The sequence below is a fragment of the Arthrobacter sp. Soc17.1.1.1 genome (assembly GCF_036867195.1).
GTDB lineage: Bacteria > Actinomycetota > Actinomycetes > Actinomycetales > Micrococcaceae > Arthrobacter_D.
Genome location: NZ_JBAJII010000001.1, coordinates 2277648 through 2301763, shown reverse-complemented (window position 1 = coordinate 2301763; position 24116 = coordinate 2277648). Strand labels below are relative to the sequence as shown.

Annotated in this window: 25 protein-coding genes and 1 tRNA gene; 16 read left to right on the top strand and 10 right to left on the bottom strand. The window is 70.3% G+C overall.

From position 1 onward, the window contains the following. Nucleotides 1–83 precede the first annotated feature (83 nt). From rplS to V6S67_RS10690, 5 genes are all read left to right on the top strand, one after another. Entirely contained in the window at nucleotides 84–443 is a 360-nt protein-coding gene (gene rplS, locus V6S67_RS10710; protein WP_104166690.1) for a 50S ribosomal protein L19, read from the top strand. Between the two features lie 7 nt (nucleotides 444–450). Beyond that, nucleotides 451–1140: a signal peptidase I gene (gene lepB, locus V6S67_RS10705; RefSeq protein ID WP_442884773.1), complete on the top strand. Its 690-nt coding sequence runs from the start codon at nucleotides 451–453 to the stop codon at nucleotides 1138–1140. A gap of 75 nt (nucleotides 1141–1215) precedes the next feature. Further along, nucleotides 1216–2016: a signal peptidase I gene (gene lepB / locus V6S67_RS10700; protein ID WP_334210234.1), complete on the top strand. Its 801-nt coding sequence runs from the start codon at nucleotides 1216–1218 to the stop codon at nucleotides 2014–2016. After that, a complete protein-coding gene (locus V6S67_RS10695; protein WP_334210233.1) occupies nucleotides 2013–2753 on the top strand; it encodes a ribonuclease HII in 741 nt (246 codons plus the stop codon). The genes lepB (V6S67_RS10700) and V6S67_RS10695 overlap by 4 nt, the downstream gene beginning before the upstream one ends. Before the next feature lie 7 nt (nucleotides 2754–2760). Then, entirely contained in the window at nucleotides 2761–3087 is a 327-nt protein-coding gene (locus tag V6S67_RS10690; protein WP_105031007.1) for a DUF2469 domain-containing protein, read from the top strand. A gap of 20 nt (nucleotides 3088–3107) precedes the next feature. Here V6S67_RS10690 and V6S67_RS10685 read toward each other — a convergent pair whose 3' ends face one another. After that, the gene (locus V6S67_RS10685) at nucleotides 3108–3422 is read right to left on the bottom strand and encodes a hypothetical protein (RefSeq protein ID WP_334210232.1); all 315 of its coding nucleotides are present in this window, start codon (nucleotides 3420–3422) and stop codon (nucleotides 3108–3110) included. Nucleotides 3423–3617: 195 nt separating this feature from the next. Between V6S67_RS10685 and V6S67_RS10680 the strand changes: the two genes are divergently transcribed. The 6 genes from V6S67_RS10680 to V6S67_RS10655 all read left to right on the top strand — a co-directional run bounded on the left by V6S67_RS10680 (nucleotide 3618) and on the right by V6S67_RS10655 (nucleotide 9252). Continuing rightward, nucleotides 3618–3974 carry a YraN family protein gene (locus V6S67_RS10680; RefSeq protein WP_442884772.1) on the top strand — a complete coding sequence of 119 codons (357 nt, stop codon included), beginning with the start codon at nucleotides 3618–3620 and terminating at the stop codon, nucleotides 3972–3974. After that, on the top strand, nucleotides 3974–5509 hold the full coding sequence (locus tag V6S67_RS10675; RefSeq protein ID WP_334210230.1) for a YifB family Mg chelatase-like AAA ATPase: 1536 nt from the start codon (nucleotides 3974–3976) through the stop codon (nucleotides 5507–5509). Before V6S67_RS10680 ends, V6S67_RS10675 begins: the two co-directional genes overlap by 1 nt. Beyond that, nucleotides 5506–6699: a DNA-processing protein DprA gene (gene dprA, locus V6S67_RS10670; RefSeq protein WP_334210229.1), complete on the top strand. Its 1194-nt coding sequence runs from the start codon at nucleotides 5506–5508 to the stop codon at nucleotides 6697–6699. Before V6S67_RS10675 ends, dprA begins: the two co-directional genes overlap by 4 nt. A gap of 145 nt (nucleotides 6700–6844) precedes the next feature. Beyond that, nucleotides 6845–7522, top strand: coding sequence for a methylated-DNA--[protein]-cysteine S-methyltransferase (locus tag V6S67_RS10665; protein ID WP_334210228.1), 678 nt, complete (start codon nucleotides 6845–6847; stop codon nucleotides 7520–7522). Nucleotides 7523–7598: 76 nt separating this feature from the next. Further along, complete coding sequence (locus tag V6S67_RS10660) at nucleotides 7599–8531, top strand: tyrosine recombinase XerC (RefSeq protein WP_334210227.1); 933 nt, start codon at nucleotides 7599–7601, stop codon at nucleotides 8529–8531. A 217-nt stretch (nucleotides 8532–8748) separates the two neighbouring features. After that, complete coding sequence (locus V6S67_RS10655) at nucleotides 8749–9252, top strand: DUF3145 domain-containing protein (RefSeq protein ID WP_334210226.1); 504 nt, start codon at nucleotides 8749–8751, stop codon at nucleotides 9250–9252. Nucleotides 9253–9370: 118 nt separating this feature from the next. On the opposite strand, the gene fabF is transcribed toward V6S67_RS10655, so the two are convergent. From fabF to aceE, 6 genes are all read right to left on the bottom strand, one after another. Next, entirely contained in the window at nucleotides 9371–10606 is a 1236-nt protein-coding gene (gene fabF, locus V6S67_RS10650) for a beta-ketoacyl-ACP synthase II (protein ID WP_334210225.1), read from the bottom strand. Between the two features lie 112 nt (nucleotides 10607–10718). Then, nucleotides 10719–10964, bottom strand: a complete 246-nt coding sequence (locus V6S67_RS10645; RefSeq protein ID WP_026552001.1) for an acyl carrier protein — start codon at nucleotides 10962–10964, stop codon at nucleotides 10719–10721. Between the two features lie 76 nt (nucleotides 10965–11040). Next, complete coding sequence (locus V6S67_RS10640) at nucleotides 11041–12093, bottom strand: beta-ketoacyl-ACP synthase III (protein ID WP_442884879.1); 1053 nt, start codon at nucleotides 12091–12093, stop codon at nucleotides 11041–11043. A gap of 2 nt (nucleotides 12094–12095) precedes the next feature. Beyond that, entirely contained in the window at nucleotides 12096–13061 is a 966-nt protein-coding gene (locus V6S67_RS10635) for an ACP S-malonyltransferase (protein WP_334210223.1), read from the bottom strand. 78 nt (nucleotides 13062–13139) lie between these two features. Further along, nucleotides 13140–14318 (bottom strand): PucR family transcriptional regulator, encoded by a 1179-nt coding sequence (locus tag V6S67_RS10630; protein ID WP_334211574.1) that lies wholly within the window; start codon nucleotides 14316–14318, stop codon nucleotides 13140–13142. Between the two features lie 169 nt (nucleotides 14319–14487). Beyond that, nucleotides 14488–17241 carry a pyruvate dehydrogenase (acetyl-transferring), homodimeric type gene (gene aceE / locus V6S67_RS10625; RefSeq protein ID WP_334210222.1) on the bottom strand — a complete coding sequence of 918 codons (2754 nt, stop codon included), beginning with the start codon at nucleotides 17239–17241 and terminating at the stop codon, nucleotides 14488–14490. A gap of 341 nt (nucleotides 17242–17582) precedes the next feature. Between aceE and V6S67_RS10620 the strand changes: the two genes are divergently transcribed. The 4 genes from V6S67_RS10620 (at nucleotide 17583) to V6S67_RS10605 (ending at nucleotide 20140) form a co-directional block, all read left to right on the top strand. Next, the gene (locus V6S67_RS10620) at nucleotides 17583–18002 is read left to right on the top strand and encodes a DUF3052 domain-containing protein (RefSeq protein ID WP_334210221.1); all 420 of its coding nucleotides are present in this window, start codon (nucleotides 17583–17585) and stop codon (nucleotides 18000–18002) included. Between the two features lie 3 nt (nucleotides 18003–18005). Further along, entirely contained in the window at nucleotides 18006–18470 is a 465-nt protein-coding gene (locus V6S67_RS10615) for a redoxin domain-containing protein (RefSeq protein ID WP_334210220.1), read from the top strand. A 62-nt stretch (nucleotides 18471–18532) separates the two neighbouring features. Then, complete coding sequence (locus tag V6S67_RS10610; RefSeq protein WP_334211573.1) at nucleotides 18533–19450, top strand: NAD-dependent protein deacetylase; 918 nt, start codon at nucleotides 18533–18535, stop codon at nucleotides 19448–19450. 90 nt (nucleotides 19451–19540) lie between these two features. Next, nucleotides 19541–20140 (top strand): hypothetical protein, encoded by a 600-nt coding sequence (locus V6S67_RS10605; protein ID WP_334210219.1) that lies wholly within the window; start codon nucleotides 19541–19543, stop codon nucleotides 20138–20140. A gap of 79 nt (nucleotides 20141–20219) precedes the next feature. Here the strand turns inward: V6S67_RS10605 and V6S67_RS10600 are convergent. Then, nucleotides 20220–20295, bottom strand: a tRNA-Val gene (locus V6S67_RS10600). A gap of 98 nt (nucleotides 20296–20393) precedes the next feature. Next, nucleotides 20394–21620, bottom strand: a complete 1227-nt coding sequence (rlmN, locus tag V6S67_RS10595) for a 23S rRNA (adenine(2503)-C(2))-methyltransferase RlmN (protein WP_334210218.1) — start codon at nucleotides 21618–21620, stop codon at nucleotides 20394–20396. Nucleotides 21621–21959: 339 nt separating this feature from the next. Between rlmN and gndA the strand changes: the two genes are divergently transcribed. Beyond that, a complete protein-coding gene (gene gndA, locus V6S67_RS10590; RefSeq protein ID WP_334210217.1) occupies nucleotides 21960–23399 on the top strand; it encodes an NADP-dependent phosphogluconate dehydrogenase in 1440 nt (479 codons plus the stop codon). Between the two features lie 98 nt (nucleotides 23400–23497). Here gndA and epsC read toward each other — a convergent pair whose 3' ends face one another. Then, nucleotides 23498–24085: a serine O-acetyltransferase EpsC gene (epsC, locus tag V6S67_RS10585; protein WP_334210216.1), complete on the bottom strand. Its 588-nt coding sequence runs from the start codon at nucleotides 24083–24085 to the stop codon at nucleotides 23498–23500. Nucleotides 24086–24116 lie beyond the last annotated feature (31 nt).

Below are 24116 nucleotides of genomic sequence, written 5' to 3'. Positions count from 1 at the left end.
GCGGCATTGCCAGGGCCCCTGGTCCTGTCCTTGTCCGCCGTGACCAACGTGAATGACCTGTGGCGTTCACCAGGAGAATCAGCATGCATATCCTCGACTCCGTAGACGCCGGATCCTTCCGCGACAACGTCCCCGACTTCCGTGCCGGCGACACCGTCAACGTCCACGTCAACATCATCGAAGGCAAGAACACCCGTGTTCAGATCTTCAAGGGCTTCGTCGTCGGCCGCCAGGGCGACGGCATCCGCGAGACCTTCACGGTCCGCAAGGTGAGCTTCGGTGTCGGCGTGGAGCGTACGTTCCCCGTCCACAGCCCGGTCCTCGACAGGATCGAGGTCGTCTCCAAGGGCGACGTGCGCCGCGCGAAGCTGTACTACATGCGCGAACTGCGCGGCAAGGCTGCCAAGATCAAGGAGAAGCGCGACCCCAAGACGGTCAAGTAACCCTCTGGTGCAGTCCACCCCCGCTTCCCGGTCACCGGCCGGAGAGCACCCGAAACGCCGGTCCCATCCCGTGGGCTGGCGTTTCGTGTTCTCCGCCGTCGTCGTCGCGGTCCTCGTCACCGGACTCGTGCGCGGCTTCCTCGTCGACGTCTACTTCATCCCCTCCGCATCCATGGAACCCGTGCTGTCCGAGGGCGACCGCGTGCTCGTCACGAAGCTGGAGGACACGCCCGGGGAGGTCCGGCGGGGCGACGTCGTCGTGTTCGACGGCCGCGGCTCGTTCGACCCCATCACCGATCCGCGCAGCCTGCCCGAGCGCGTCGTCGCCGCTGCAGGCCAGTGGCTGGGGCTCACCGGCAGCGACACCGTCTACGTCAAGCGCGTGATCGGCGTCGGCGGGGACCGCGTGGCGTGCTGCGGCGACGACGGACGCTTGACCGTCAACGGGACGGCGATCGACGAACCGTACGTGTACCCGGGCGACGCGCCGAGCGAGGACGCGTTCGACGTCGTCGTCCCGGAGGGGCGGCTGTGGCTCCTCGGCGACCACCGCTCGGCGTCCATGGACTCCCGCTCGCTGCTGGGCGCGCCGGGCGGAGGGCTCATCGCCGAGGATCGGATCATCGGTCGGGCCTTTCAGCTAGTCTGGCCACTTGACCGGTTCGCCCCGGTCGAGCGGCCCGCGGCGACGTCGTAGCGGCACGGACGCCGTACCAGCAGGACCGCACCCGGGGTTGCGCCGGGTGTCACGACCACAGAGGAAACCTTTCACATGGCACGCAGCTTCCGCAGGAAGTCGCCCACGGGAGCCGAGGCACCCGCAGCACACGCGTTCGAGCCGGGCACCGGGGCCGCGGACGGCGCCTCCAGGGACTCCTCGCGTGGCAGGAAGGATGCCGACCGCGGCTTCGGTGCGTGGCTGAAGGAGATCGCCACGATCGTCGTGATCGCGCTGGTGCTGTCCTTCCTCATCAAGACCTTCCTGTTCCGGGCGTTCTTCATCCCGTCGGGCTCCATGGAGGAGACCCTCGAGATCGACGACCGCATCTTCGTCAACCAGCTCGTCCCGCAGCCCTTCGATCTCCAGCGCGGCGACATCGTCGTCTTCCGCGACACGGAAGGGTGGCTGCCGCCCCAGGAGGAGGCGCCGGTCAGCGTGCTGAAGGAGGCGCTGATCTTCATCGGCCTCGCCCCGGACGAGTCCCAGCAGCACCTCGTCAAGCGCATCATCGGCCTCCCGGGCGACCACGTCATCTGCTGCGACGCCGACGGCCGGATCACCGTCAACGGGGAACCGCTCGAGGAGCCCTACCTCTTCCCCGGCGCCACGCCGTCCGACATCCCGTTCGACGTGGTGGTCCCCGACGGCAAGGTCTGGGTCATGGGCGATCACCGGAACGCCTCGGCGGACTCACGCGCCAACGGCGACAAGCCCGGCAAGGGCTTCGTCACCATCGACGACATCGAGGGCAAGGCCGCCGTCATCGCCTGGCCCCTGAACCGGATTGGGTTCCTCGGGAACCACCCGGACGTGTTCGACGGCGTCCCCGAGCCCGCGCCCGCAGGATCATGACTCCACCCCGGACGAAGCGCATCGCGGCACCCACGCTGAGCGTCGAACGGTCCTTCGCCGCCGCGGGGCACCGGTTCATCGCCGGGTGCGACGAGGTGGGCCGGGGAGCGCTGGCCGGGCCGGTCTCCGTCGGGATCGTCGTCGTCGACCTGGACGCCGCGAGGAGCCTGCCCGGCGTGCGGGACAGCAAGCTGCTCCTGCCGGCGCACCGCGAGGCGCTGGTCCCGCGCATCCGCCGCTGGTCCGTCGCCTGCGCCGTGGGGCACGCCTCCGCCGCCGAGATCGACGAGCACGGGCTCATGGCCGCCCTGCGGACCGCCGGTGCCCGGGCCTGGGCGTCGGTCCTCGACACCGTCACCCCGGACGCCGTCATCCTTGACGGCAACCACGACTGGCTCTCGGCGCGACCCCAGGGACTGCTCTTCGAGACCGGCGGCGGGGCGGCGCCCGTCGAGCCCGCCCGCTGCACCGCCCCGGTGCACACGCGGATCAAGGCGGACCTGACGTGCCAGAGCGTCGCGGCCGCGAGCGTGCTGGCGAAGGTGGAGCGCGACGCCCGGATGGTGTCGCTCGCCGCCGGCCACCCCGCGTTCGGCTGGGACGGGAACAAGGGCTACGCCACCGAGGCGCACCGCGCGGCGATCGACGCCGCCGGGCCGAGCGAGTATCACCGGAAGACCTGGCGCCTGGGCCGTGCGGACGGCCCCGGCGCAGCACGCGTGGAAAGTGGAGGATGATGAACGGATGAGTGCCGAAGATCTTGAGAACTACGAAACCGACATGGAGCTCCAGCTCTACCGCGAGTACCGGGACGTCGTAGGGCTCTTCAGCTACGTCGTCGAGACCGAACGCCGGTTCTACCTGGCGAACACGGTGGATCTGCAGGCCCGTTCGGCTGACGGCGAGGTCTACTTCGACCTGACGCTGCAGGACGCCTGGGTCTGGGACGTCTACCGTTCGGCGCGGTTCGTGAAGAACGTCCGCGTGATCACCTTCAAGGACGTCAACGTGGAGGAGCTGTCGAAGTCCGACGACATCGCCCTGCCGAAGGACGGCACGCTGGGCAACTGATGCCGGCCTCCCGGCCGCCGTCAGGCGGTCGGGCTGTCGTCCGTCCCGCCGTACGGGAAGGCGTCGTCGCCGTCGATCGGCACGTCCGCCGCCTGCTCGAGCCGGTCGGCCTCGGAGCCGCCCGTCCCCTCGCCGGCGATCCCTCCGCCGGACCCGCTCTCGTCCTGGACCGCCGCGGCCTGCTCCTGCAGATCGGCCTCGGACCCTCCCGTCCCCTCGCCTGTCCCTGCGCCCGTGATCGTCCCGCCGGGCGCCGTATCGGCCGCCTGGTCCGGGACACCCTGCTCCTGCCGATCGGCCTCGCTCCCGCCGGCTGTGAGATCCTCTGCGGCCACCGTGTCCTCCTTCGGCTCGTACCGGCGCCACCACGGCGTCGCCCCACCACGGTACGAGGTCGGGCCCGTCGGATGCCACAGGATTCTGCGGTCGCGCTCCTCTCGCGTCACCCGGGCCCGGGGTTGTCCACATAGCCGTTCCCCGCGACCCGCGTCCGCTCCGGTTCCCCGAGTCTGGTGGAGGAGGTGAGGCCCATGCTGGCCAAGGATCAACTGGGACGTCGCGGGGAAGCGACGGCCGCCGCCTATCTGCAACAGGCGGGACTGAGGATCGTGGACCGCAACTGGCGGTGCCCGGCGGGGGAGATCGACCTCGTGGCGGTCGACGGGTCCACACTCGTGATCGTCGAGGTGAAGACCCGGAGCTCGGACGATTTCGGGCAGCCGCTGGAATCCATCACCGCGGCCAAGCTCGAGCGGCTGTACCTGCTGGCGTCCAGATGGGCGCGGGCGCACAGCCTGAGGTTCAGCGGGTTCCGCATCGACGCCGTCGGGGTGCTCGACGACGGCTCGGGGACCCCGCGGATCGAGCACGTCCGGGCCATGATCTGATGGCGCTCGGACGGACGTACGCCGTGTCCCTCGTCGGCATGAACGGGCACGTCATCGAGGTCGAGGCGGACATCGGGCAGACCCTGCCGGCCTTCGTGCTGCTCGGCCTGCCCGATGCGTCGCTCAACGAGGCCAAGGACCGCATCCGGGCGGCGGCTCGCAACGCGGGCGTCCCGCTGAGCCGGCGCAAGATCACGGTGAACCTCATCCCGGCGTCCCTGCCCAAGCGCGGATCGGCCTTCGACCTCGCCATCGTCATGTCGGCGCTGTCTGCAGCGGGGGACGTCCGCGGCTGCGGGACCACGGTCTTCCTCGCGGAGCTGGGTCTGGACGGGCAACTCCGACCCGTGCGCGGCGTACTGCCGGCGGTGATGGCGGCCGTGGACGCCGGGCACCGGGGCATCGTGGTGGCCGTGGAGAACGCTGCCGAGGCCGCGCTCGTCCCGGCGGCCGAGGTCCGTTCCTTCCGGACACTGGCCGAGGTGGCCCTCGCCTTCGGCGCGGACGCTGCGCTGGTGCGCCTGCCGGACCCGGTGGGCAGCAGCGGTCCCGGCCCCGCAGCGGCGCCGTCCGAGTCCCTGAAGGACCTCTCGGACATCGCGGGGCAACAGGAGGCCCGCTTCGCCCTCGAGATCGCCGCGGCGGGTTCCCATCACCTGCTCATGGTCGGACCGCCCGGCGCGGGCAAGACGATGCTCGCGGAACGCCTGCCCGGCATCCTGCCCGACCTCGAGGACGAGCAGGCCATGGAGGTGACGGCGATCCACAGTCTCAGCGGTGACCGGTACTGCACGGAACTCGTCCGGAAGCCCCCGTTCGAGAGCCCTCACCACACGGCGACGCCCGCGTCGATCATCGGCGGGGGCAGCGGTATACCGAGGCCGGGAGCGGCGTCGAGAGCCCATCGGGGCATCCTGTTCCTCGACGAGGCCCCGGAGTACGAGCGTCGCGTCCTCGAGGCGCTGCGGGAGCCGCTCGAAAGCGGTCGCCTGGTGCTCCACCGCGCGTCGGGCACGGCGTCCTACCCTGCACGGTTCCAGCTCGTCCTGGCGCTCAACCCCTGTCCCTGCGGCCTGGCCAGCGGCAAGGGGATCGACTGCCTGTGCACGGCCCAGCAGCGCCGGCGGTACTTCAACCGCCTGTCAGGACCCCTGCTGGACCGCGTCGACCTGCAGCTGGCCGTGCAGAGGGTGAGCCTCGCGGACTACGCGGATACCCGGGGAGCGGAGACCTCCGCCGCCGTCGCCGTCCGGGTTGCCGGCGCACGCGCCGCGCAGCGGGACAGGCTGCGGCGCTGGGACTACGCCTCGAACGCGGAGGTCCCGGGGCGTGTCCTGCGGGGTGAGCTCGCCCTCCCGCGGACCGTGACGGCGTCCCTCGACCTTGCGCTGGACAGGAATCTCGTCAGCGCGAGGGGCTGGGACAGGGTGCTCCGCGTCGCTTGGACGATCGCCGATCTCGCCGGCCGAGCGCGGCCGGAGGCGGACGACGTCGTCACGGCCCTGGCCTTCCGCATCCAGGAGCGTGCGGCGTGAGCCGGGCGGCGGGGGACACACTCGCCCGGGCGGCCCTCTCGCGGCTCTTCGAACCGTCGGACACGGTCGGCATGGCACTGGTGGCGGTCGTGGGCCCGGAGGATGCCCTGCGCATCATCCGCGGTGAGGTCGATGCGGGTCCTGCCGGCCGGCGCTCCCTGAGGGACGCCCTCGACCTGTCCGACGGTTCCGGGGATCCGCTGAAGGACGGTCTGGCCCGCTGGGGGCCGCGCCTGCAGGACCTCGCGCCCGAGCGGGACCTCGCCACACTGGAGAGACTCGGTGGCAGGCTCGTCACGCCCGAGACAGAGGAATGGCCGGAGGCGCTGGACGACCTGCAGCTCGCGCGACCCCTGTGCCTGTGGGTGAGGGGCCGGGCGCGCATCCCCACGCAGGCACGCCTCGCCGCGATCGTCGGGTCGAGGGACAGCACCGCCTACGGGGCGTCGGTGACGACGGAGCTCGCGGCCGGTCTCGCCCTGCGCGGCTACTCGGTGGTCTCGGGAGGGGCCTACGGCATCGACGCCCAGGCCCATCGGGCAGCGATCGCCTCGTCCCAGGAGAGCGACGTCCCTCCGACCATCGCCCTGCTGGCCTGCGGCGTGGACCGGTACTACCCCGCCGGCAACGAGGAGCTCCTGAGGACCGTCGCGGACAGGGGACTGCTGATCTCGGAGGTGCCGCCCGGCAGTTCGCCCACCCGCTACCGGTTCCTCCAGCGGAACCGGCTGATCGCCGCCCTGGGCGCCGTGACGGTGGTGGTCGAGGCCCGCTGGCGCTCCGGTGCCCTGAACACCGCCCACCACGCGGCCGGGCTGGGGCGCGCGGTCGGTGCCGTACCCGGTTCCGTGCACTCGGCGAACTCGGCCGGATGTCACCGGCTGCTCAGGGACGGCAGCGCGGTGTGCGTCACGGACGCCGCGGACGTCGCGGAACTCGCCGGACCGTTCGGGAGCTGTCCGTCGGGGGACCGGCGCAGGGAGGGCGCCGTCCATCGACGCGCGCAGGACGGACTGTCGATCCCCGACCTGCTGCTGCTGGACGGCCTGCCCCTGCACGCCTCGACGACCGTCGACAAACTGGCGGCCGTCGCCGGCCTTGCTCCACGCGACGTCCTCGCCGGACTGGCCCGCCTCGAACTGGCCGGTCTCGCTGCCAGGGCGGCGGGCGGCTGGCGCCGGAAGGACTGACAGGCATCGGAGTGCTCGGATCCGCAGAGCGACCGAACCCTGTGACCACCGGGTGCCGAGGTCCGACGCACTCGTGAAGCCACCCATGGCCCCCACCAATGATCACCACCAGTGAACGGATCAGTGAATCCACCAGGAGGACGTCGTGAACCGTAGCAACCCTGCCGTCGAGGACGAGCGATGGCACGTCGAGATACCGACACCCGTCGGGGTGCTGCGCATCGTCGCCGGCCCCACCGCGATCGTCGGTCTCTACCACGCCGACCATTCACCCGAACCTCCACCACGCCTCCTCGGGCGGCACGTACCCGGCGGCTCCGAGTGTGCCCCGAGCCGCCGCGACCCTGGCCGCCCGTGTGCCGCGACCGGTGCCGATAGTGCCGATGACGCTGTCGATGCTGTCGACCTCGATGCTGCCGACCGCGCGTCGGGTCCTCCGGCGCCCGCACCGACGCTGGCTCTCCTGCAGCAGGCGGAGGTGGAACTGGGGGCGTACTTCGCCGGCCGCCGCCACCGGTTCGCGGTGCCCGTCGACCTGCACGGTACCGATTTCCAGCGATCCGTCTGGGCCTCCGTTCAGGGCATACCGTACGGGCAGCACCGCAGCTACCGCGACATCGCCCGCGACCTGGGGAACCCCCGCATGGGGCGGGCGATCGGGGCGGCCGTGCGGGCCAATCCCGTCTCCATCATCGTCCCCGGGCACCGTGTCCTGAGCAGCACCGGTGCCGTCATCGGGTATGCGGCGGGCGCCGGCACGAAGACGGCGCTGCTCGACCTCGAGGCGGGCCCGGGGGCATCGCATTCCCGGGACCCCCGCTGAGGCGGGACTGCCCACGCCCCGGGCCTGTCGACGCCCCGTGCCGTGCGCGGGCGGCGATACTGGTACCGGAGGGACGATGACACACGAGAACACAGGACGAGGGCAGGCGCTGGCGGCGGCCGCCCAGGGCTTCGAGCTGTACCTGACGCGGGAGCGGAACCGCTCGGCGCACACCGTCCGGGCCTACCGCACGGACCTGGAACTCTTCTTCGCCCATGCGGCGCAGTCCGGGGTGGCGGCGCTGGGCGAGCTCGAGCTCAGCCATTTCCGGGCGTGGCTGGGAGCGCTGGACGCTGCCGGTATGTCCCGCGCCACCATCGCACGCCGGGCAGCGTCGGTCCGGTCCTTCATGGACTGGGCCGTCCGCGAGGAGCTCATCCCGGCGAACCCCGCCCTGCGCCTGCGCTCACCCAAGCGCAGCAGGTCCCTTCCCGCGGTTCTCAGCGGGCCGCAGACCGGGTCCCTCTTCGAGGACCTCGAGGACCGGTCCGTCGAGGGCGATCCCCACGAACTCCAGCGGCGGGCCATGGTGGAGGTGCTCTATGCCACGGGTGTACGCGTCGGGGAGCTGGTGGGCCTCGACCTCGACGACGTCGACACGGAGCGGCGCACGCTCCTCGTACTGGGCAAGGGCTCGAAGGAGCGCACCGTCCCCTACGGGGTGCCGGCCGCCCACGCCCTCGACGACTGGCTCCGACGCGGACGCCCCCGATGGCTCACCGAGAAGAGCGGGCCGGCGCTGTTCCTGGGCCGCCGCGGCGGGCGCATCGACCAGCGCGCCGTCCGCGCCCAGGTCAAGGAGGCGCTGGACGCCCTCGGGGACACCGCGGCCCGCGGCCCGCACGCCCTCCGGCACACCGCCGCGACGCACCTGCTCGACGGCGGCGCCGACCTGAGGGCGGTGCAGGAGCTGCTGGGGCACTCGAGTCTCGCCACGACGCAGCTCTACACGCACGTGTCCGTGGACCGGCTCCGGCGCAGCTACGAGCAGGCCCACCCGCGCGCCTGAGGCCCGGGCTGCAGGACGCGCTCCGACGCCGCGGACACCTGCAGGAGGGCCGACGCACCTAGTGGCGAAATTCACGTCCGTCCGGCACAATAAGCAGTAGTTCGGTCGAGCCCGCACTCCGTGTGCGGGTGGGTCTCGTGAAGTTGCCGGTCATTGCGCGTTGCATCATCCGTTGAAGGTCGTTGGGGAAGACGTACCTACAGCTATGGAGGATGGAATGTCTGTTGTGATGGCGCGCGGTGTCTTGTACGTGCACTCAGCCCCTACTGCGTTGTGCCCTCATGTCGAGTGGGCTGTCGGCTCCGTGCTGGACAAGCGACTCGACATGGAGTGGACGCCGCAACCTGCCGCGCCCGGAATGCTCCGTGCCGAGCTCTCCTGGGTCGGTCCGCAGGGCACCGGAGCGCAGCTCGCCTCCGCCCTCCGGGGCTGGGCCCACCTCCGCTACGAGGTCACCGAGGAACAGAGTGCCGGTGCCGACGGCGGCCGCTGGTCGCACACGCCCGAGCTCGGCATCTTCCACGCCACCACGGACGTCCACGGCAACATCATGGTGACCGAGGACCGCATCCGCTACGCCTACGAGGCGGGAGCCGGTGATCCGGCGGCCGTCTACCACGAGCTGTCCCTTGCGCTGGGCGAGTCCTGGGACGAGGAGCTCGAGCCCTTCCGGTACGCCGCGGAAGGGGCTCCCGTGCGCTGGCTCCACCAGGTCGGCTGACGCGGCGACGCGCAGAGCACGCAAGACAGAGCACGCAGGACAGAGCACGTAGCAGGACAGGGCACGCACGAAGGGCGCCACCGGTGGTGGCGCCCTTCGTGCATGCCGAGGACGGCGGTCAGACGCTGCGCAGCACGATGACCGCGTTGTGGCCGCCGAAACCGAACGAGTTGCTCAGCGCCACGATGTCGCCCGACGGCAGGTCGCGCGGCGCGGTGACGACGTCGAGCGGGATCTCGGGATCCTGGTTGTCGAGGTTGATCGTCACCGGCGCCTTCCGCTCGTGGATCGCCAGCACCGTCATGACGGCCTCGACAGCGCCCGAGGCGCCGAGGAGGTGCCCCGTCTGCGACTTCGTCGCCGACACGGCCACCTGGTCGATGTGGGCGCCGAGTGCCGCCTTCAGCGCGGTGTACTCGGGCTTGTCGCCGACCGGGGTGGAGGTGGCGTGGGCGTTGACGTGCACCACGTCCTCCGCCTGCGCCCGCGCGTCGAACAGGGCCGCCTTCAGAGCCCGTGTGGCGCCGAGACCCTGCGGGTCGGGGGCGGTGATGTGGTAAGCGTCGGCGGTGACCGACGTGCCGCCGAGTTCGGCGTAGATGCGTGCGCCGCGGGCCAGGGCGTGCTCCTCGGCCTCGATGACGAGCGCTCCGGCGCCCTCGCCCATGACGAATCCGTCGCGGCCGGTGTCATAGGGGCGCGAGGCGAGTTCCGGTTCGTCGTTCCGCCGCGACAGGGCCTGCATGGACGCGAAGGCCGCGATGGGCATCGGGTGGATCGCCGCTTCGGCGCCGCCGCACATCACCACGTCCGCCTTGCCTGAGCGGATCAGCTCGAGTCCCTGGTGCAGGGCCTCTGTGCCGGACGCGCAGGCGGACACCGGCGTGTGCGCTCCCGCGCGGGCTCCGAGGTCGAGGCTCACGGCGGCCGCGGGTCCGTTGGGCATCAGCATCGGCACGGTCATGGGCAGCACCCGGCGGGGGCCCTTCTCGCGCAGGGTGTCCCAGGCGTCGAGCAGGGTCCACACGCCGCCGATGCCGGTGGCGAAGGCCACGGCGAGGCGGTCCTTGTCGACCTCCTCGATGCCCGAGTCGCGCCAGGCCTCACGGGCCGCGACGACGGCGAACTGCGTGGAGGGATCCATGCGCTTCGCCTCGACGCGGGAGAGGACCTCCGACGCGGGGGTGGCGATCTGGGCTGCGAAGGTCACCGGCAACTCGTACTGGGCCACCCAGTCCGCCTCGATGGTCCGTGCGCCGGAGACCCCTTTGAGGGAGTTGGCCCACATGGTGGGCACATCCCCGCCGATCGGGGTGGTTGCACCGAGTCCGGTGATGACGACTTTGCGTGGCATGGTCACTCTTTCGAAGCTAGGGCCTGCGCCGGCGGCACCGGAGCGGAGGGATGGGTGCGGCCGCCCACGGCGGGAACGCCGGGAGCGGCCGCAACCCCGGGAAGGGCAGGGACTAGGCCTGCGCGCCCGAGATGAAGGTGACGGCGTCGCCGACGGTCTTCAGGTTCTTGACCTCTTCGTCGGGGATGCGTACCCCGAACTTCTCTTCGGCGTTGACGACGATCGTCATCATCGAGATGGAGTCGATGTCGAGGTCGTCGGTGAAGGACTTGTCCATCTCGACGGACTCGGGGGCCAGACCCGTCTCCTCGTTGACGATCTCGGCGAGGCCGGCCAGGATTTCTTCGTTGCTAGCCATGATGGCTCCTTTTCTCTTGTCGCCGGAGCACCGGCGGGGTTGGTCAGACCGTGCTGTCACGGCCTGGGCTTGGAAACTAGGGGAGGACGACGACCTGCGCGCCGAATACGAGGCCCGCACCGAAGCCGATCTGCAGGGCCAGCTTGCCGCTGAGCTCCGGCTGTTCCTTCAGGGTCCGGTGCATGGCCAGGGGGATCGAGGCGGCGGAGGTGTTGCCGGCGTCCACGATGTCCCGTGCGACGTGGACGTGCTCGGGCAGGTTCAGCTGCTTCACCATCTCGTCGATGATACGGATGTTGGCCTGATGGGGGAGGAACACCGCCAGGTCGTCGGCGGTGACGCCGGCGGCGTCGAGCGCCCGCTGGGCGACCTTCGCCATCTCCCACACGGCCCAGCGGAAGACCGAGGGACCGTCCTGGCGCATGGTCGGCCACAGGCTCTCGGCCTCGGCACCGTCCTCCGCGGCTTCGGCGTCCGTGGCCACCACGCCGGCCGCGTAGTCGCGGACGTCCAGCAGGGACCGGGTCATGCGGATCGCCTCGTGCTTGCTGCCGTCGGAGCCCCAGACGGACGGGCCGATGCCCGCGGTGTCGCCGGGACCGATGACCACGGCGCCGGCGCCGTCGCCGAGGAGGAAGGAGATGGTGCGGTCGGAGTTGTCGATGAAGTCCGAGAGCTTCTCCACGCCGACCACGAGCACGTACTCGGCGGTGCCGGCGTGCACCAGGGCGTCGCCCTGGGCGATGCCGTAGCAGTACCCGGCACAGGCGGCGGAGATGTCGTAGGCGGGCGCCGGGGTGGCCCCCAGCCGATCGGCCAGCTGCGCGGCGGCCGAGGGGGTGGCGTAGGGGTGGGTCACGGTCGAGACGAGGACGGCGCCGAGCTGCGACGCGTCGATGCCCGAGGCGGCGAGCGCCTCCCGGGAGGCCGCCTCCGCCATGTCGATGACGCTCACGTCACGGGGTGCACGGTGCCGTGTCACGATGCCGGTGCGCTGACGGATCCACTCGTCGGAGGAGTCGATCCACTGGCAGACGTCGTCGTTGGTGACGATCACCTCGGGCCGGTATGCGCCGACGCCGAGGATGCGCGTGTGCTCGCGGAGGGGGGCTTGCTTGATGGCGGTGATGCTCACTGGGGTCCTTCGGAGGTAAGGGTCGGATCGAGGTCCGTGGTCCGCGAGTGCTCCTCGATGAAGCTGCGGGCCGCATCGAGGTCCTCCGGCGATTTTACGGCGAGGGTCGCCGTGCCGCGCATTCCGCGCTTCGCCAGCCCGGTCAGGGTCCCGGCGGGGGACAGCTCGATCATGCCCGTGACGCCCATGGCCTGCATCGATTCCATGCAGAGGTCCCAGCGGACCGGGCGGGAGACCTGGGCGATCAGGCTGTCCAGGTTGCCTTCGCCGGTGGCGACGGGGCGGCCGTCGAAGTTGGACATGAGGGTGGCTACCGGGTCCGCGGGCGTGAGCGACGGCCGGAGCGCCTCGAGTGCGGTGACGGCCGGCGACATGTGGGCCGTGTGGAAGGCCCCGGCCACCTTCAGGGCGATGACGCGTGCCTTGGCCGGAGGGTGCGCGGCGAGCCCGGCCAGCTGTCCGAGCGTTCCCGCGGCCACCACCTGGCCGCCGCCGTTCGCGTTCGCCGCGGTGAGGCCCAGCTCGGCGAGCCGCTCCAGCACCTCGGTGGCGTCACCGCCGAGGACGGCGCTCATGCCGGTGGGTCGGGCGGCGGCAGCCTCCGCCATGGCCGTGGCGCGCACGCGGACGAAGGCGACGGCGTCGTCCTCGGTGAGCGCCCCGGCCACCGCGGATGCCGTGAGCTCGCCGACCGAGTGGCCGGCGACGACGGTGGCCGCGGTGAGCGCGGAGCCGTCGAGGAGCACCCGGGCCGTCACGAGTCCGGCGGCCACGATGAGCGGCTGGGCGACGGCGGTGTCCTTGATGGTCTCCTCGTCGGAGACGGTGCCGTGCCGCACGAGGTCGGTCCCGGCGCGGTCGCTGAGCTCGTCGAGGTGCTCCCGCACCCCGGGGAGCTCGAGCCAGGGGCTCAGGAAGCCCGGGGTCTGTGAGCCCTGTCCGGGGCAGGCGATTGCAAGCACTGTTCCAGCTTTCCAAATCGGTGGGGCAATATCGGGTGTTCGGCTGAACCAAGCTGGCTGTGCCGTGTTGTAGGAAGTCTACAAGTCATCGGGCGGCGGGGCCGCGAGGCGCCCGACCACCAGCGCGGTCTGCAGCACGAAGGCCTCGCGGGCGATCAGCGGGTCCCAGCCGGTCACGTCGCAGACGCGGCGGAGCCGGTAGCGGACGGTGTTGGCGTGGACGAAGAGGGCCCGCGACGTCGCCTCCAGGGAGTGCCCGAGGGAGAGGTACGCGGACAATGTCTGCTCCAGGCCGTTGGACGCCGCGAGCAGCGGCCGGTAGATGGTCCGGACCAGGGCGCGCCGCGCGGTGTCGTCGCCGGACATCACGCGCTCCGGCCACAGGTCCTCCGAGGACACCGGCCGGGGCGCCCCGGGCCAGGCGCGGGCGACGGTGAGCCCCGCGAAGGCGGCCTGCGCCGAGGTGCTCGCCTCGACGAGCGAGTCCGACTCCGGGCCGAGGACGACGGCGCCGGCGCCGAACAGCTCGGTGACGCGCGGGTAGGCCTTGGCCGGATCCTTCACGCCGCCCAGCACGAGGATGAGCCGCTCGCCCTGGATGCCGACCAGCACGTCCTCGGCGAGGCGGCCCGTGACGCGCCGGAGTTCGTTGAGGAAGCCGGCGTCCGGTTCCTGCGGGGCGCTGCCCACCATGACCGTGATGCGCGCCTGTGAGGTCCAGCCGACCGCGGCGATGCGCGAGCGGAGCGCGTCCGAGCTCTCGCCGCGCAGGATCGCGTCGACGACGAGGGCCTCGAGGCGGGTGTCCCACGATCCGCGGGTCTCGGCGGCCCGCGCGTACACGTCGGCGGCGGCGAAGGCCACCTCGCGGGAGTATCGCAGCACGGCCTCGCGGAGGGGCCCCTGATCGGCGGCGGGGGCGAGGAACGGCACGTGGTCCTCGACGACCTGCACCACCACGCGGATGAGCTGCAGGGCCTTCTGCAGGCTGATGGAGCGGGTGAGCTCGGTGGGGGCGGTGCCGAACACGTCGCTGAGCACCCAGGCGGGGGAGACGGGCTTCTGGTACCAGTTGACGAAGGACGCGATGCCCTTCTGGGCCACCATGCCGAGGGCGGACCGCTCGTCGGCCCGCAGTCCGCGGTACCACGGCAGGTCCGTGTCGAGCTGCTTCAGGGTCGCCGTGGAGAGGGACCCGATCGTGGCGCGGAGCTTCTCGACGGTGGCGGGGTCCGCGGGGGCGGTCCCGGCGTTCATGGCGCCCGGGGCGTTCCGGGTGCTCCCGGGGACATCTTCGGGCTGCGGCATCCTCCGAGCATACGGTCTCCGCGTCCCCGGCTCCCATTTGTGGAGGAGCTACAAAAAGGGCGACGGCGGGAGCAGCACAGGGCTGCTCCCGCCGTCGCCCTCCGACGAGGCGTGAACGCTAGGCGTCGCCGCCGGCGTTGCCGGTGGTGCCGGCATTCACGTCGAGCAGGCGGTACTTCTCGATCGCTTCCTTCGGAGCGTTCGCGTCGACCTCCCCGCGGCGGGCGAGCATCTCCAGCGCGCGGACGACGACGGAGTGGCTGTCGATCTTGAAGAACCGGCGTGCTGCCGCCCGCGTGTCCGAGAAGCCGAAGCCGTCGGCCCCGAGCGTCGCGAACTCGTTCGGCAGAAACTGGCGGATCTGGTCGGGCACGGCCTTCATGAAGTCCGAGACCGCGACGATCGGGCCCGTCGCACCCTCGAGCTGCTGCGTGACGAACGGCTTGCGCGCGTCCGCGCCGGGGTTGAGGAAGGCCTCCTCCTCGGCGGCGAGGCCGTCGCGGCGCAGTTCGTTCCAGGACGTCACGGACCACACGTCGGCCGAGACACCCCAGTCCTTCGCGAGGATCTTCTGCGCCTCGAGGGCCCAGGGGACCGCCACGCCGGAGGCGAGCAGCTGGGTGCGGGGACCGTCGACCTTGGCCGGCTTGAGCAGGTAGATCCCCTTCAGCAGCCCTTCTACGTCGAGTTCCTCCGGCTCCGCGGGCTGCACGAACGGCTCGTTGTACACCGTGATGTAGTACATGACATTGCGGAAGGACTCCGGCTTGTCACCGATGTCGCCGTACATCCGGTTGAGACCGTCGCGCATGATGTGCCCGATCTCGTACCCGAAGGCCGGGTCGTAGGTGATCACGGCGGGGTTCGTCGATGCGAGGATCGGCGAGTGCCCGTCCGCGTGCTGCAGGCCCTCACCCGTCAGCGTGGTGCGGCCGGCGGTCGCGCCGATGATGAACCCGCGGGCCATCTGATCCGCCGCGGCCCAGATGGAGTCACCCGTGCGCTGGAAACCGAACATCGAGTAGAACACGTAGATCGGGATCAGCGGCTCGCCCTGCGTGGCGTAGGCCGTGCCCGCGGCGGTGAAGGCCGCCATGGATCCGGCCTCGTTGATGCCGGCGTGCAGGATCTGGCCCTCGATGGACTCCTTGTACGCCAGGACCAGGTCGCGGTCCACGGACAGGTAGTTCTGGCCGTTCGGGTTGTAGATCTTCGCCGTGGGGAAGAACGAGTCCATGCCGAACGTGCGCGCCTCGTCCGGGATGATCGGCGCGATTCGCCGGCCGAACTCCTTGTCACGCATGATGTCCTTCAGGATGCGGACGAACGCCATGGTGGTGGCGGCCATCTGCTTCCCGGACCCGCGCTTGGCCATCTCGTACGCCTTGTCGCCCGGCAGGACGACGTCGGCGTGCTTGGTGCGACGCTCCGGCACGAAACCACCGAGTTCGCGGCGACGCTCCATGAGGTACTTGATCTCGGGTGCGTCGGCGCCCGGGTGGTAGTACGGGGCGTTGTAGAGGTCGTCGTCGATCTGCTCGTCGGTGACGGGGATGCGCAGGTGGTCGCGGAACGCCTTCAGGTCGGCGTTGGTCAGCTTCTTCATCTGGTGGGTCGCGTTGCGCCCCTCGAAGTGCGGGCCGAGGCCGTAGCCCTTGACGGTCTTCGCGAGGATGACGGTCGGCTTGCCCTTGAACTCCGTGGCCGCCTTGTAGGCCGCGTAGACCTTGCGGTAGTCGTGGCCGCCGCGCTTGAGCTTCCAGATCTCGTCGTCGGAGAGGTCCTCGACCATCGCCTTGGTCTCCGGCGACTTCCCGAAGAAGTGGTCGCGGACGAATCCACCGGACTCGGCCTTGTACGTCTGGTAGTCGCCGTCGGGCGTCTGGTTCATGATGTCGACCAGTGCGCCGTCGGTGTCCTTCGCGAGCAGCGAGTCCCACTCGCGCCCCCAGACCACCTTGATGACGTTCCAGCCGGCGCCACGGAAGAACGCCTCGAGCTCCTGCATGATCTTGCCGTTGCCGCGGACGGGTCCGTCGAGCCGCTGCAGGTTGCAGTTGATCACGAAGTTGAGGTTGTCGAGCTTCTCGTTCGCGGCCAGCTGGAGCAGGCCGCGCGACTCGGGCTCGTCCATCTCGCCGTCGCCGAGGAAGGCCCAGACCTGCTGGTCGGAGGTGTCCTTGAAACCGCGGTTGTGCAGGTAGCGGTTGGACTGCGCCTGGTAGATGGCGTTCATGGGGCCGATGCCCATGGAGACCGTGGGGAACTCCCAGAAGTCGGGCATCAGGCGGGGGTGCGGATAGGAGGACAGCGCGTGTCCCTCCTTCGACTTCTCCTGCCGGAATCCGTCCAGGTCCTCTTCGGTGAGGCGGCCCTCGAGGTACGCCCGTGCGTACATGCCGGGGGAGGCGTGACCCTGGAAGAACACCTGGTCACCGCCGCTCGGGTGGTCCTTACCCTTGAAGAAGTGGTTGAAGCCCACCTCGTACAGGGTGGCGGCACCGGCGTAGGTCGAGATGTGTCCGCCGACGCCGATCTCGGGCCGCTGGGCGCGGTGCACCATGACGGCGGCGTTCCAGCGCAGCCATGCGCGGTACTTGCGTTCGATTTCCTCGTCGCCGGGGAACTCGGGTTCCTGGTCGGCGGGGATGGTGTTGACGTAGTCCGTCGTCGTGACCATGGGCACGCCCACGGACTGCGCACCGGCACGCTGGAGGAGCGAACGCATGATGTACTGCGCGCGCTCGGTGCCCTGGGTGCGAATAAGCTGGTCGAGGGATTCGATCCACTCCGCGGTCTCCTCGGGATCGCCGTCGGGCTTGCCGACGGTCAGACCGCTCAGAATATCCGCCGTACCTTGTTCTGCAGCCACGCGATATCTCTCCACTTCCACGGATCGTGTCCGTGTCGCTTAATGCCTGCGCACGGCTCGTTCGGCCCACGCAGAGATGCAGGCCCGGCGCTAGCGCCGCGGCCATATACCGCCTCACTCTATCGCCGCCATGCGGTCCGTGCGTAGCGGGATCAGGGTCTCGGTGCAGATTACGCCGAGGGCTTGCACACACTCGGTCCCGCCGCGCGGGCAACCGGCCGCGGGCAGCCCAAATCCGCGGGCTGGCTTGATGCTTGGCGTATAAAGGTGTTGGCTGGTAGCCATGTACATCCATACGAGGGCCGTTCACCCGACAGTCCCGTCTTTTCAGGAGGAGCTAAGTGAGCGAGGCTGAAGCCGCCACTGCGGTCAACGTGGCAGGCAAGTTGGGTTTCAAAGACGGCGACCTTGTCCAGGAACTCGGCTACGACGACGACGTCGACTTCGACTTCCGCGAGCAGCTCGAGGAGGGCATCGGGTCCGAACTCCTCACGGAGGACGACCAGGATGTCGTGGACGGCGTCATCCTGTGGTGGCGGAACGGTGACGGTGACCTCGTCGACGCCCTCGTGGATGCCCTGACCTCCCTCGGTGCCGCCGGCGTCGTCTGGCTGCTCACCCCGAAGTCCGGCCGGCCGGGCTACGTCTCTCCCGCCGACGTGCAGGAAGCCGCTCCCACCGCCGGGCTGCACTCCACGTCATCGGCCGGTGTCTCCCGTGAATGGTCCGCGACGCGGCTCGTCAGCCGCCGGAAGCAGTAGGCCTTGGCGCTGGACGTAGGGGCGGTTGCCCCGGACTTCTCGCTGGCGAACCAGTTCGGCGAGACCGTCGAGAGCAGCTCCCTGGTCGGAGGGGCCGTCGTCGTCTTCTTCCCCTTCGCGTTCTCCCGCGTCTGCACCGATGAGCTCGGCCAGCTCCGCGACAACCTCGACCTCTTCGACGCCGCCGGTGTGACGCTGGTGGCGGTCTCGGTGGACCACAAGTACACGCTGCGCGCCTTCGCCGACGCGAACGACATCTCCTTCGACCTGCTGGCCGACTTCTGGCCGCACGGCGCCGTCACCCGCGCGTACGGCGCGTTCGACGACGACCGCGGCTACGCCGAGCGCGTCAGCTACGTCCTGGACGGCTCGGGGACGGTCCGCGCCCTCGTGTCCTCCCCCCACGGGCAGGGGCGGCCCATCGCCGACTACGCCCGCGCGCTGAGCTCGGTCGAAGCCGCGCTGTGACCGAGCGGCCGGGCCAGGGGCCGGAGGATCCGCCCGGACCCGCCGACAACCCGAGGCTCGGTCTGACGGGGTTCGTGAGCACCCCTCCCGCGGACGGCCTCGCCGAGCTCGACCCGGAGGAGCGTCGGCTGCTCGACCGGGCCGTGGCGCTGCTGGCCGGCCACCGGCTCGCCGTGCTGACCGGCGCCGGCCTCAGCACGGACTCCGGGATCCCCGACTACCGCGGACCCGGATCGGTGCCGCGCAGCCCCATGACGTACCAGCAGTTCGTCGGCGACGAGGCACTCCGACGCCGCTACTGGGCCCGCAACCACGTTGGGTGGCGGCATCTCCGGCGGGCGGACCCAAATGCGGGCCATGCGGCCGTGGCCCTGCTGGAGCAGCGCAACCTGCTCTCCGGCCTCATCACCCAGAACGTGGACAAACTGCACTCCTCGGCCGGCAGCGTGAACGTCATCGACCTGCACGGCACCTTCGACCGCGTGGTGTGCCTGCAGTGCGCGTCCACCTTCCCGCGGTCGCGGATCGCCGAGATCCTCGAGGAGCTCAACCCGGGGTACCTCGAACGCGAGTCGGATGCCGGGGACGTCGCACCGGATGCGGACGCCGACGTCGACGACACGGGCGACTTCGTCATGGCGCCCTGTCCGGTCTGCGGCGGCATGCTCAAACCCGACTTCGTCTACTTCGGCGAGAACGTGCCCAAGGCGCGCGTCGCGGACGCCTACGCGATGGTCGACGACGCCGGCGCCCTCCTGGTGGCCGGGTCCTCCCTGACCGTCATGAGCGGGCTGCGGTTCGTGCGCCACGCCTTCAAGGCAGGCAAGCCCGTGGTCATCATCAATCGCGGGCACACGCGGGGGGACGAGTTCGCCTCGCTGAAGATCGAGGCCGGCGTCTCCGAGGCCCTCAGCTACCTCGCCCGGGAGCTGCCCGACCTGCCGCGCGCCCAGGGGATTATCCGCTACCGATGCGAGTAGTTCGAGGAAAAGCCGCGTAAGTACTACTGTTTCCGTGCCCGGCTGGCCGTCATAGGTTCATCCCATAGGTCTCATACATCGGGGTGGAAAATGCGTTCTTCAACCAGGTCTCTTCTCATCGCTCTCGGCACGGCAGCGGTGATCGTCGTCCAACCCCTGCTCATGGATCCGGGAAGCCGGGCGGCGCAGGATGTCCCCGTGGTCGCTGCGGCGGAGGCGCCGGTACCGGCCGCGGAGCCGGTCACCGTGCGGGACGGCGTGCAGGACGGCGTGCAGGACGGCTCCGGTGCCTCCCGGCCGGGCGCGCCCGCTGCGTCCGCGGATGCGCCGCCGTCCCCGGCGCCCCCTCCGTCCGGCAGCGGGATGGGAGGCGACCTGCCGCCGGGGGATCTTCCTACACCGCCCTACCCGCAGTGCCCGATCACCGAGGCCGGCGCCTGGTGGACGGACCCGGGCGACCCCTACACCTGCATCCCGCCCGGATCGCGGCCCTTCCACGAGCCCACGCCACCCGGGATCGACCCCGGGCTGCTGGAACCGATCTTCGAGGAGCCGGGCACGGCGCCGGCTCCGGGGGACGACTGCCGCACCACCGGGGCGCTCCGATGCACCGTCACGATCATGGGCCAGGACTATGTGGTGACCTTCGCGGACGGCAAGCCCGTCGGCGTCGTGGAGATGCAGGGCTAGACGTCCTGCCGGGAAGTGCCCGGACAGCACGAAACCCCGTCCTCCCGGACCGTTGGCCTGGGAATGACGGGGTTTCTCGTGGTGGGTCCTACCGGGATCGAACCGATGACATCCACGGTGTAAACGTGGCGCTCTACCAGCTGAGCTAAAGACCCATACGCCGCGATGCGCCGTGCCAGCGACTGCCGGACGGCTGCATCACGAGGGACGACTATACCGGCCGGCCGCGGTGTTCCGCCAATCGGGGCGGCCGCTACTCGCCGGCGGCGAGCTGACCGCATGCGCCGTCGATCTCCTTGCCGCGGGTGTCCCGCAGCGTGGTCGGGATGCCGGCGGCACGGAGGCGGTTGATGAACTCGGTCGACACGCTCTTCTCGGACGCGGTCCAGATGGAGCCCGGCGTGGGGTTCAGCGGAATCGGGTTGACGTGCACCCAGCCGCGGCCGCGCTGGTTCAGCTTCTTCGCCAGGAGGTCGGCACGCCAGGCGTGGTCGTTCATGTCCTTGATCAGCGCGTACTCGATGCTCACACGCCGGCCCGTGGTGCGGTAGTAGTTGTACGCGGCGTCGAGGGCCTCGTCCACCTTCCAGCGGGTGTTGACGGGGATGAGCTCGTCGCGGAGCTCGTCGTCGGGGGCATGGAGCGACAGCGCGAAGGTGACCGGCAGCGATTCGGCCGCGAGCTTGTTGATGGCCGGTACGAGGCCCACGGTGGAGACCGTGATGTTGCGGGCCGACATGCCGAGCCCCTCCGGGGAGTCGTCGACGAAGCGGTGGAGGGCGGCCATGACGCGCTTGTAGTTGGCCAGCGGCTCACCCATGCCCATGAAGACGATGTTCGTGACGCGGTCGGCGTCGTGCCCTCCGTCGGTGCGCAGGTCGCCGAGGGCACCCTCCGCCAGGGCGCGGTTCGCGGCGACCACCTGGTCGACGATCTCCGCCGTCGACATGTTGCGGGTCAGCCCGGCCTGGCCCGTGGCACAGAACGGGCAGTTCATGCCGCAGCCTGCCTGGGAGGACACGCAGAGGGTCACACGCCCGGGGTAGCGCATCAGGACGGACTCCACGAGGGCGCCGTCGAACAGGCGCCACAGGAACTTGATGGTGTCGCCGTTGTCCGTGGTCAGGCGCTTCACCTCGGTGAGCAGCGGCGGGAACATCGCCGAGACCAGCTCCTCGCGTCCCGCCTTCGGGAGGTCGCTCATCATTGCAGGGTCCGTGGTGTAGTGCGTGAAGTAGTGGGTGGACAGCTGCTTCGCGCGGAAGCCCTGGTGACCCAGCTCCTTGAGGCGGTCCTGGCGTTCGGCGAGCGTGAGGTCCGCCAGGTGCACGGGCGGCTGGCTGACCCTCGGGGACTTGAACTGCAGCAGGGGCCGGCCGTCGCTCGAGACGATGGGCTGCGCACCCTCCACTTCGGGCCGCACCTGGGGGCGCGCGGAAGCGGTGGGGGCAAGGGCGGGGGTTACCGTAACGTCGGACATCCTTATCATTCTTTCACGGATGGCGCCAGCGTCCCAGCCGGGAACCTGTCGCGTCGGACACGCCGCCCGCAGCAGCCCGCCGACCTGTGTCGCCGAGGTGTCTCCGAGGTGTATCGCAGGCCTCGCGCCGACGCCTGACGCCGACCTGTGGCACGGACCTGTGGCACTGACCTATGACGCTGACATATGACGCGGCGGACGCGGCGCGTCTGGCGGCGGTGCCGGCACGGTAATAGTGTGAAAGTGACCGGGCGGCCGGCGGGGGAACGCCCCGGACGCCGGCTGACGCACCGGCCGATGCAGCGTCCTGCATCCAGCTGACTAACGACGGAGAAGACATTGAGCGCACAGATCGGCGTCACGGGCCTGGCAGTCATGGGAGCGAATCTCGCACGGAACCTCGCGCGCAACGGCTACACCGTGGCCCTGCACAACAGGTCCGTGGAGAAGACCGACGCGCTGCTGCAGAAGCACGGCGAGGACGGCGATTTCGTCCGCACCGAGACACTGCAGGAGCTCGTCGACTCCCTGGAGAAGCCCCGCCGCGTGCTCATCATGGTCAAGGCCGGCAAGCCGGTGGACTCGGTGATCGACCAGCTCACCCCGCTCCTCGAGCCCGGCGACATCGTGATCGACGGCGGCAACTCCCACTACGAGGACACGCGCCGCCGGGAGGCGGCCCTGTCGCAGCACGACCTGCATTTCGTCGGCGTCGGTGTGTCGGGCGGCGAGGAGGGCGCGCTCCTCGGCCCGTCGATCATGCCCGGCGGATCGAGGGAGTCCTACGACTCCCTCGGCCCGATGCTCGAGAAGATCTCGGCGAAGTACAACGGCGAGCCGTGCTGCCGCTGGATCGGCACGGACGGCGCAGGGCACTTCGTGAAGATGGTGCACAACGGCATCGAGTACGCGGACATGCAGGTCATCGGTGAGGCGTTCGACCTCCTCCGCTCGGGCGCCGGGATCGAACCGGCGGACCAGGCGAAGATCTTCACGGACTGGAACAGCGGCACGCTGTCCTCCTTCCTGATCGAGATCACCGCCGAGGTCCTCGGGCACACCGACGCACGCACGGGCAAGCCCTTCGTCGACGTCGTCGTCGACGCGGCGGGCCAGAAGGGGACCGGCCGCTGGACCGTCGTATCCGCGCTGGAACTGGGCAGCCCGACGTCGGGCATCGCCGAATCCGTGTTCGCGCGCGCCCTGTCCTCGCAGCTCGAGCAGCGGCTCCAGGCCCAGGACGTCCTGCAGGGACACGAGGGGACCGTCGAGCTCCCGGACACCTTCGTGGAGGACGTGCGGCTCGCGCTCTACGCCTCGAAGCTGGTCAGCTACGCGCAGGGCATCGACATGCTCACCGCGGCGGCGAAGGAATACGGCTGGGAACTGAAGCTGGACGAGATCGCGTCGCTGTGGCGTGCCGGCTGCATCATCCGTGCCGAGCTGCTCGACGACATCATGAAGGCGTACGCCGTGGCCGACGAGCGTCCCGCGAACCTGCTGCTCGCCCGCGCGTTCGCCGAGGCGATCGCCGGCGCGGTCCCGGCCTGGCGCCGCGTGGTGGCGACCGCCGTCCAGCTGGGCATCCCGGTGCCGGTGTTCTCGGCGTCGCTGACCTACTACGACGGCCTGCGCCGCAAGCGCCTGCCGGCCGCCCTGACCCAGGGTCTCCGCGATCTGTTCGGTGCCCACACGTACAACCGCGTGGACACCGAGGGCACGTTCCACACCCTTTGGGGCGAGGACAAGTCCGAGATCAGCGCCGTCGACACGCACTGACGCTTCTCGACAGCAAGCGCAGACGACGGAAGCCCCGGACCACGGTCCGGGGCTTCCGTCGTACGGGGCCTGAAGGGTGGGGTACCGAGGTGACCCGCCTAGATGTAGAGGGCCGGATCCACGTACTCCGCCGGATCGACCGCGGGCTGTGTCTCGCGGCGCGAGTCCCGGTGCCTGAACGTCGCCGGGATGCCGGTGACGATCGAGTCGGGGGGCGTGTCCTTGACCACGACGGCGTTCGCGCCGACAGCGCTGCCTGCGCCGATGGTGATGGGTCCCAGCACCTTGGCGCCCGCGCCGACGGTCACCCGGTCGCCGATGGTGGGGTGGCGCTTCACCTTCTCGAGTGAACGTCCCCCGAGCGTGACCCCCTGGTACAGCATGACGTCGTCGCCGATCTCAGCGGTGCTGCCGATCACGATCCCCATGCCGTGGTCGATGAAGAACCTGCGCCCGATGGTCGCCGCCGGGTGGATCTCGATCCCCGTCAGGGCCCGCGCGAGCTGCGACAGGACCCGCGCCGGGAAGCGCAGGCGCTCGTCCCGCCACATGCGGTGGGTCAGGCGGTGCACCCAGATGGCGTGCAGCCCGGAGTACACGACGGTGTTCTCGAGGGACCCGCGGGCAGCCGGATCATGCGTGCGCGCGGTGTCGAGGTCCTCGCGCAGTCGTTCTAGGAAGCTCACCGGTTACCTTCTGGAGTGGATCGATACGAAC

Excerpts from the sequence above, each read along its gene's own strand:
- V6S67_RS10680 (WP_442884772.1), top strand. The coding sequence starts at position 3,618 with ATGCTGGCCAAGGATCAACTGGGACGTCGCGGGGAAGCGACGGCCGCC.
- rlmN (WP_334210218.1), bottom strand. The coding sequence starts at position 21,620 with ATGTCCGACGTTACGGTAACCCCCGCCCTTGCCCCCACCGCTTCCGCG.
- V6S67_RS10655 (WP_334210226.1), top strand. The coding sequence starts at position 8,749 with ATGTCTGTTGTGATGGCGCGCGGTGTCTTGTACGTGCACTCAGCCCCT.
- V6S67_RS10605 (WP_334210219.1), top strand. The coding sequence starts at position 19,541 with ATGCGTTCTTCAACCAGGTCTCTTCTCATCGCTCTCGGCACGGCAGCG.
- V6S67_RS10675 (WP_334210230.1), top strand. The coding sequence starts at position 3,974 with ATGGCGCTCGGACGGACGTACGCCGTGTCCCTCGTCGGCATGAACGGG.
- lepB (WP_334210234.1), top strand. The coding sequence starts at position 1,216 with ATGGCACGCAGCTTCCGCAGGAAGTCGCCCACGGGAGCCGAGGCACCC.
- V6S67_RS10660 (WP_334210227.1), top strand. The coding sequence starts at position 7,599 with ATGACACACGAGAACACAGGACGAGGGCAGGCGCTGGCGGCGGCCGCC.
- V6S67_RS10630 (WP_334211574.1), bottom strand. The coding sequence starts at position 14,318 with ATGAACGCCGGGACCGCCCCCGCGGACCCCGCCACCGTCGAGAAGCTC.
- V6S67_RS10695 (WP_334210233.1), top strand. The coding sequence starts at position 2,013 with ATGACTCCACCCCGGACGAAGCGCATCGCGGCACCCACGCTGAGCGTC.
- V6S67_RS10690 (WP_105031007.1), top strand. The coding sequence starts at position 2,761 with ATGAGTGCCGAAGATCTTGAGAACTACGAAACCGACATGGAGCTCCAG.
- V6S67_RS10645 (WP_026552001.1), bottom strand. The coding sequence starts at position 10,964 with ATGGCTAGCAACGAAGAAATCCTGGCCGGCCTCGCCGAGATCGTCAAC.
- rplS (WP_104166690.1), top strand. The coding sequence starts at position 84 with ATGCATATCCTCGACTCCGTAGACGCCGGATCCTTCCGCGACAACGTC.
- fabF (WP_334210225.1), bottom strand. The coding sequence starts at position 10,606 with ATGCCACGCAAAGTCGTCATCACCGGACTCGGTGCAACCACCCCGATC.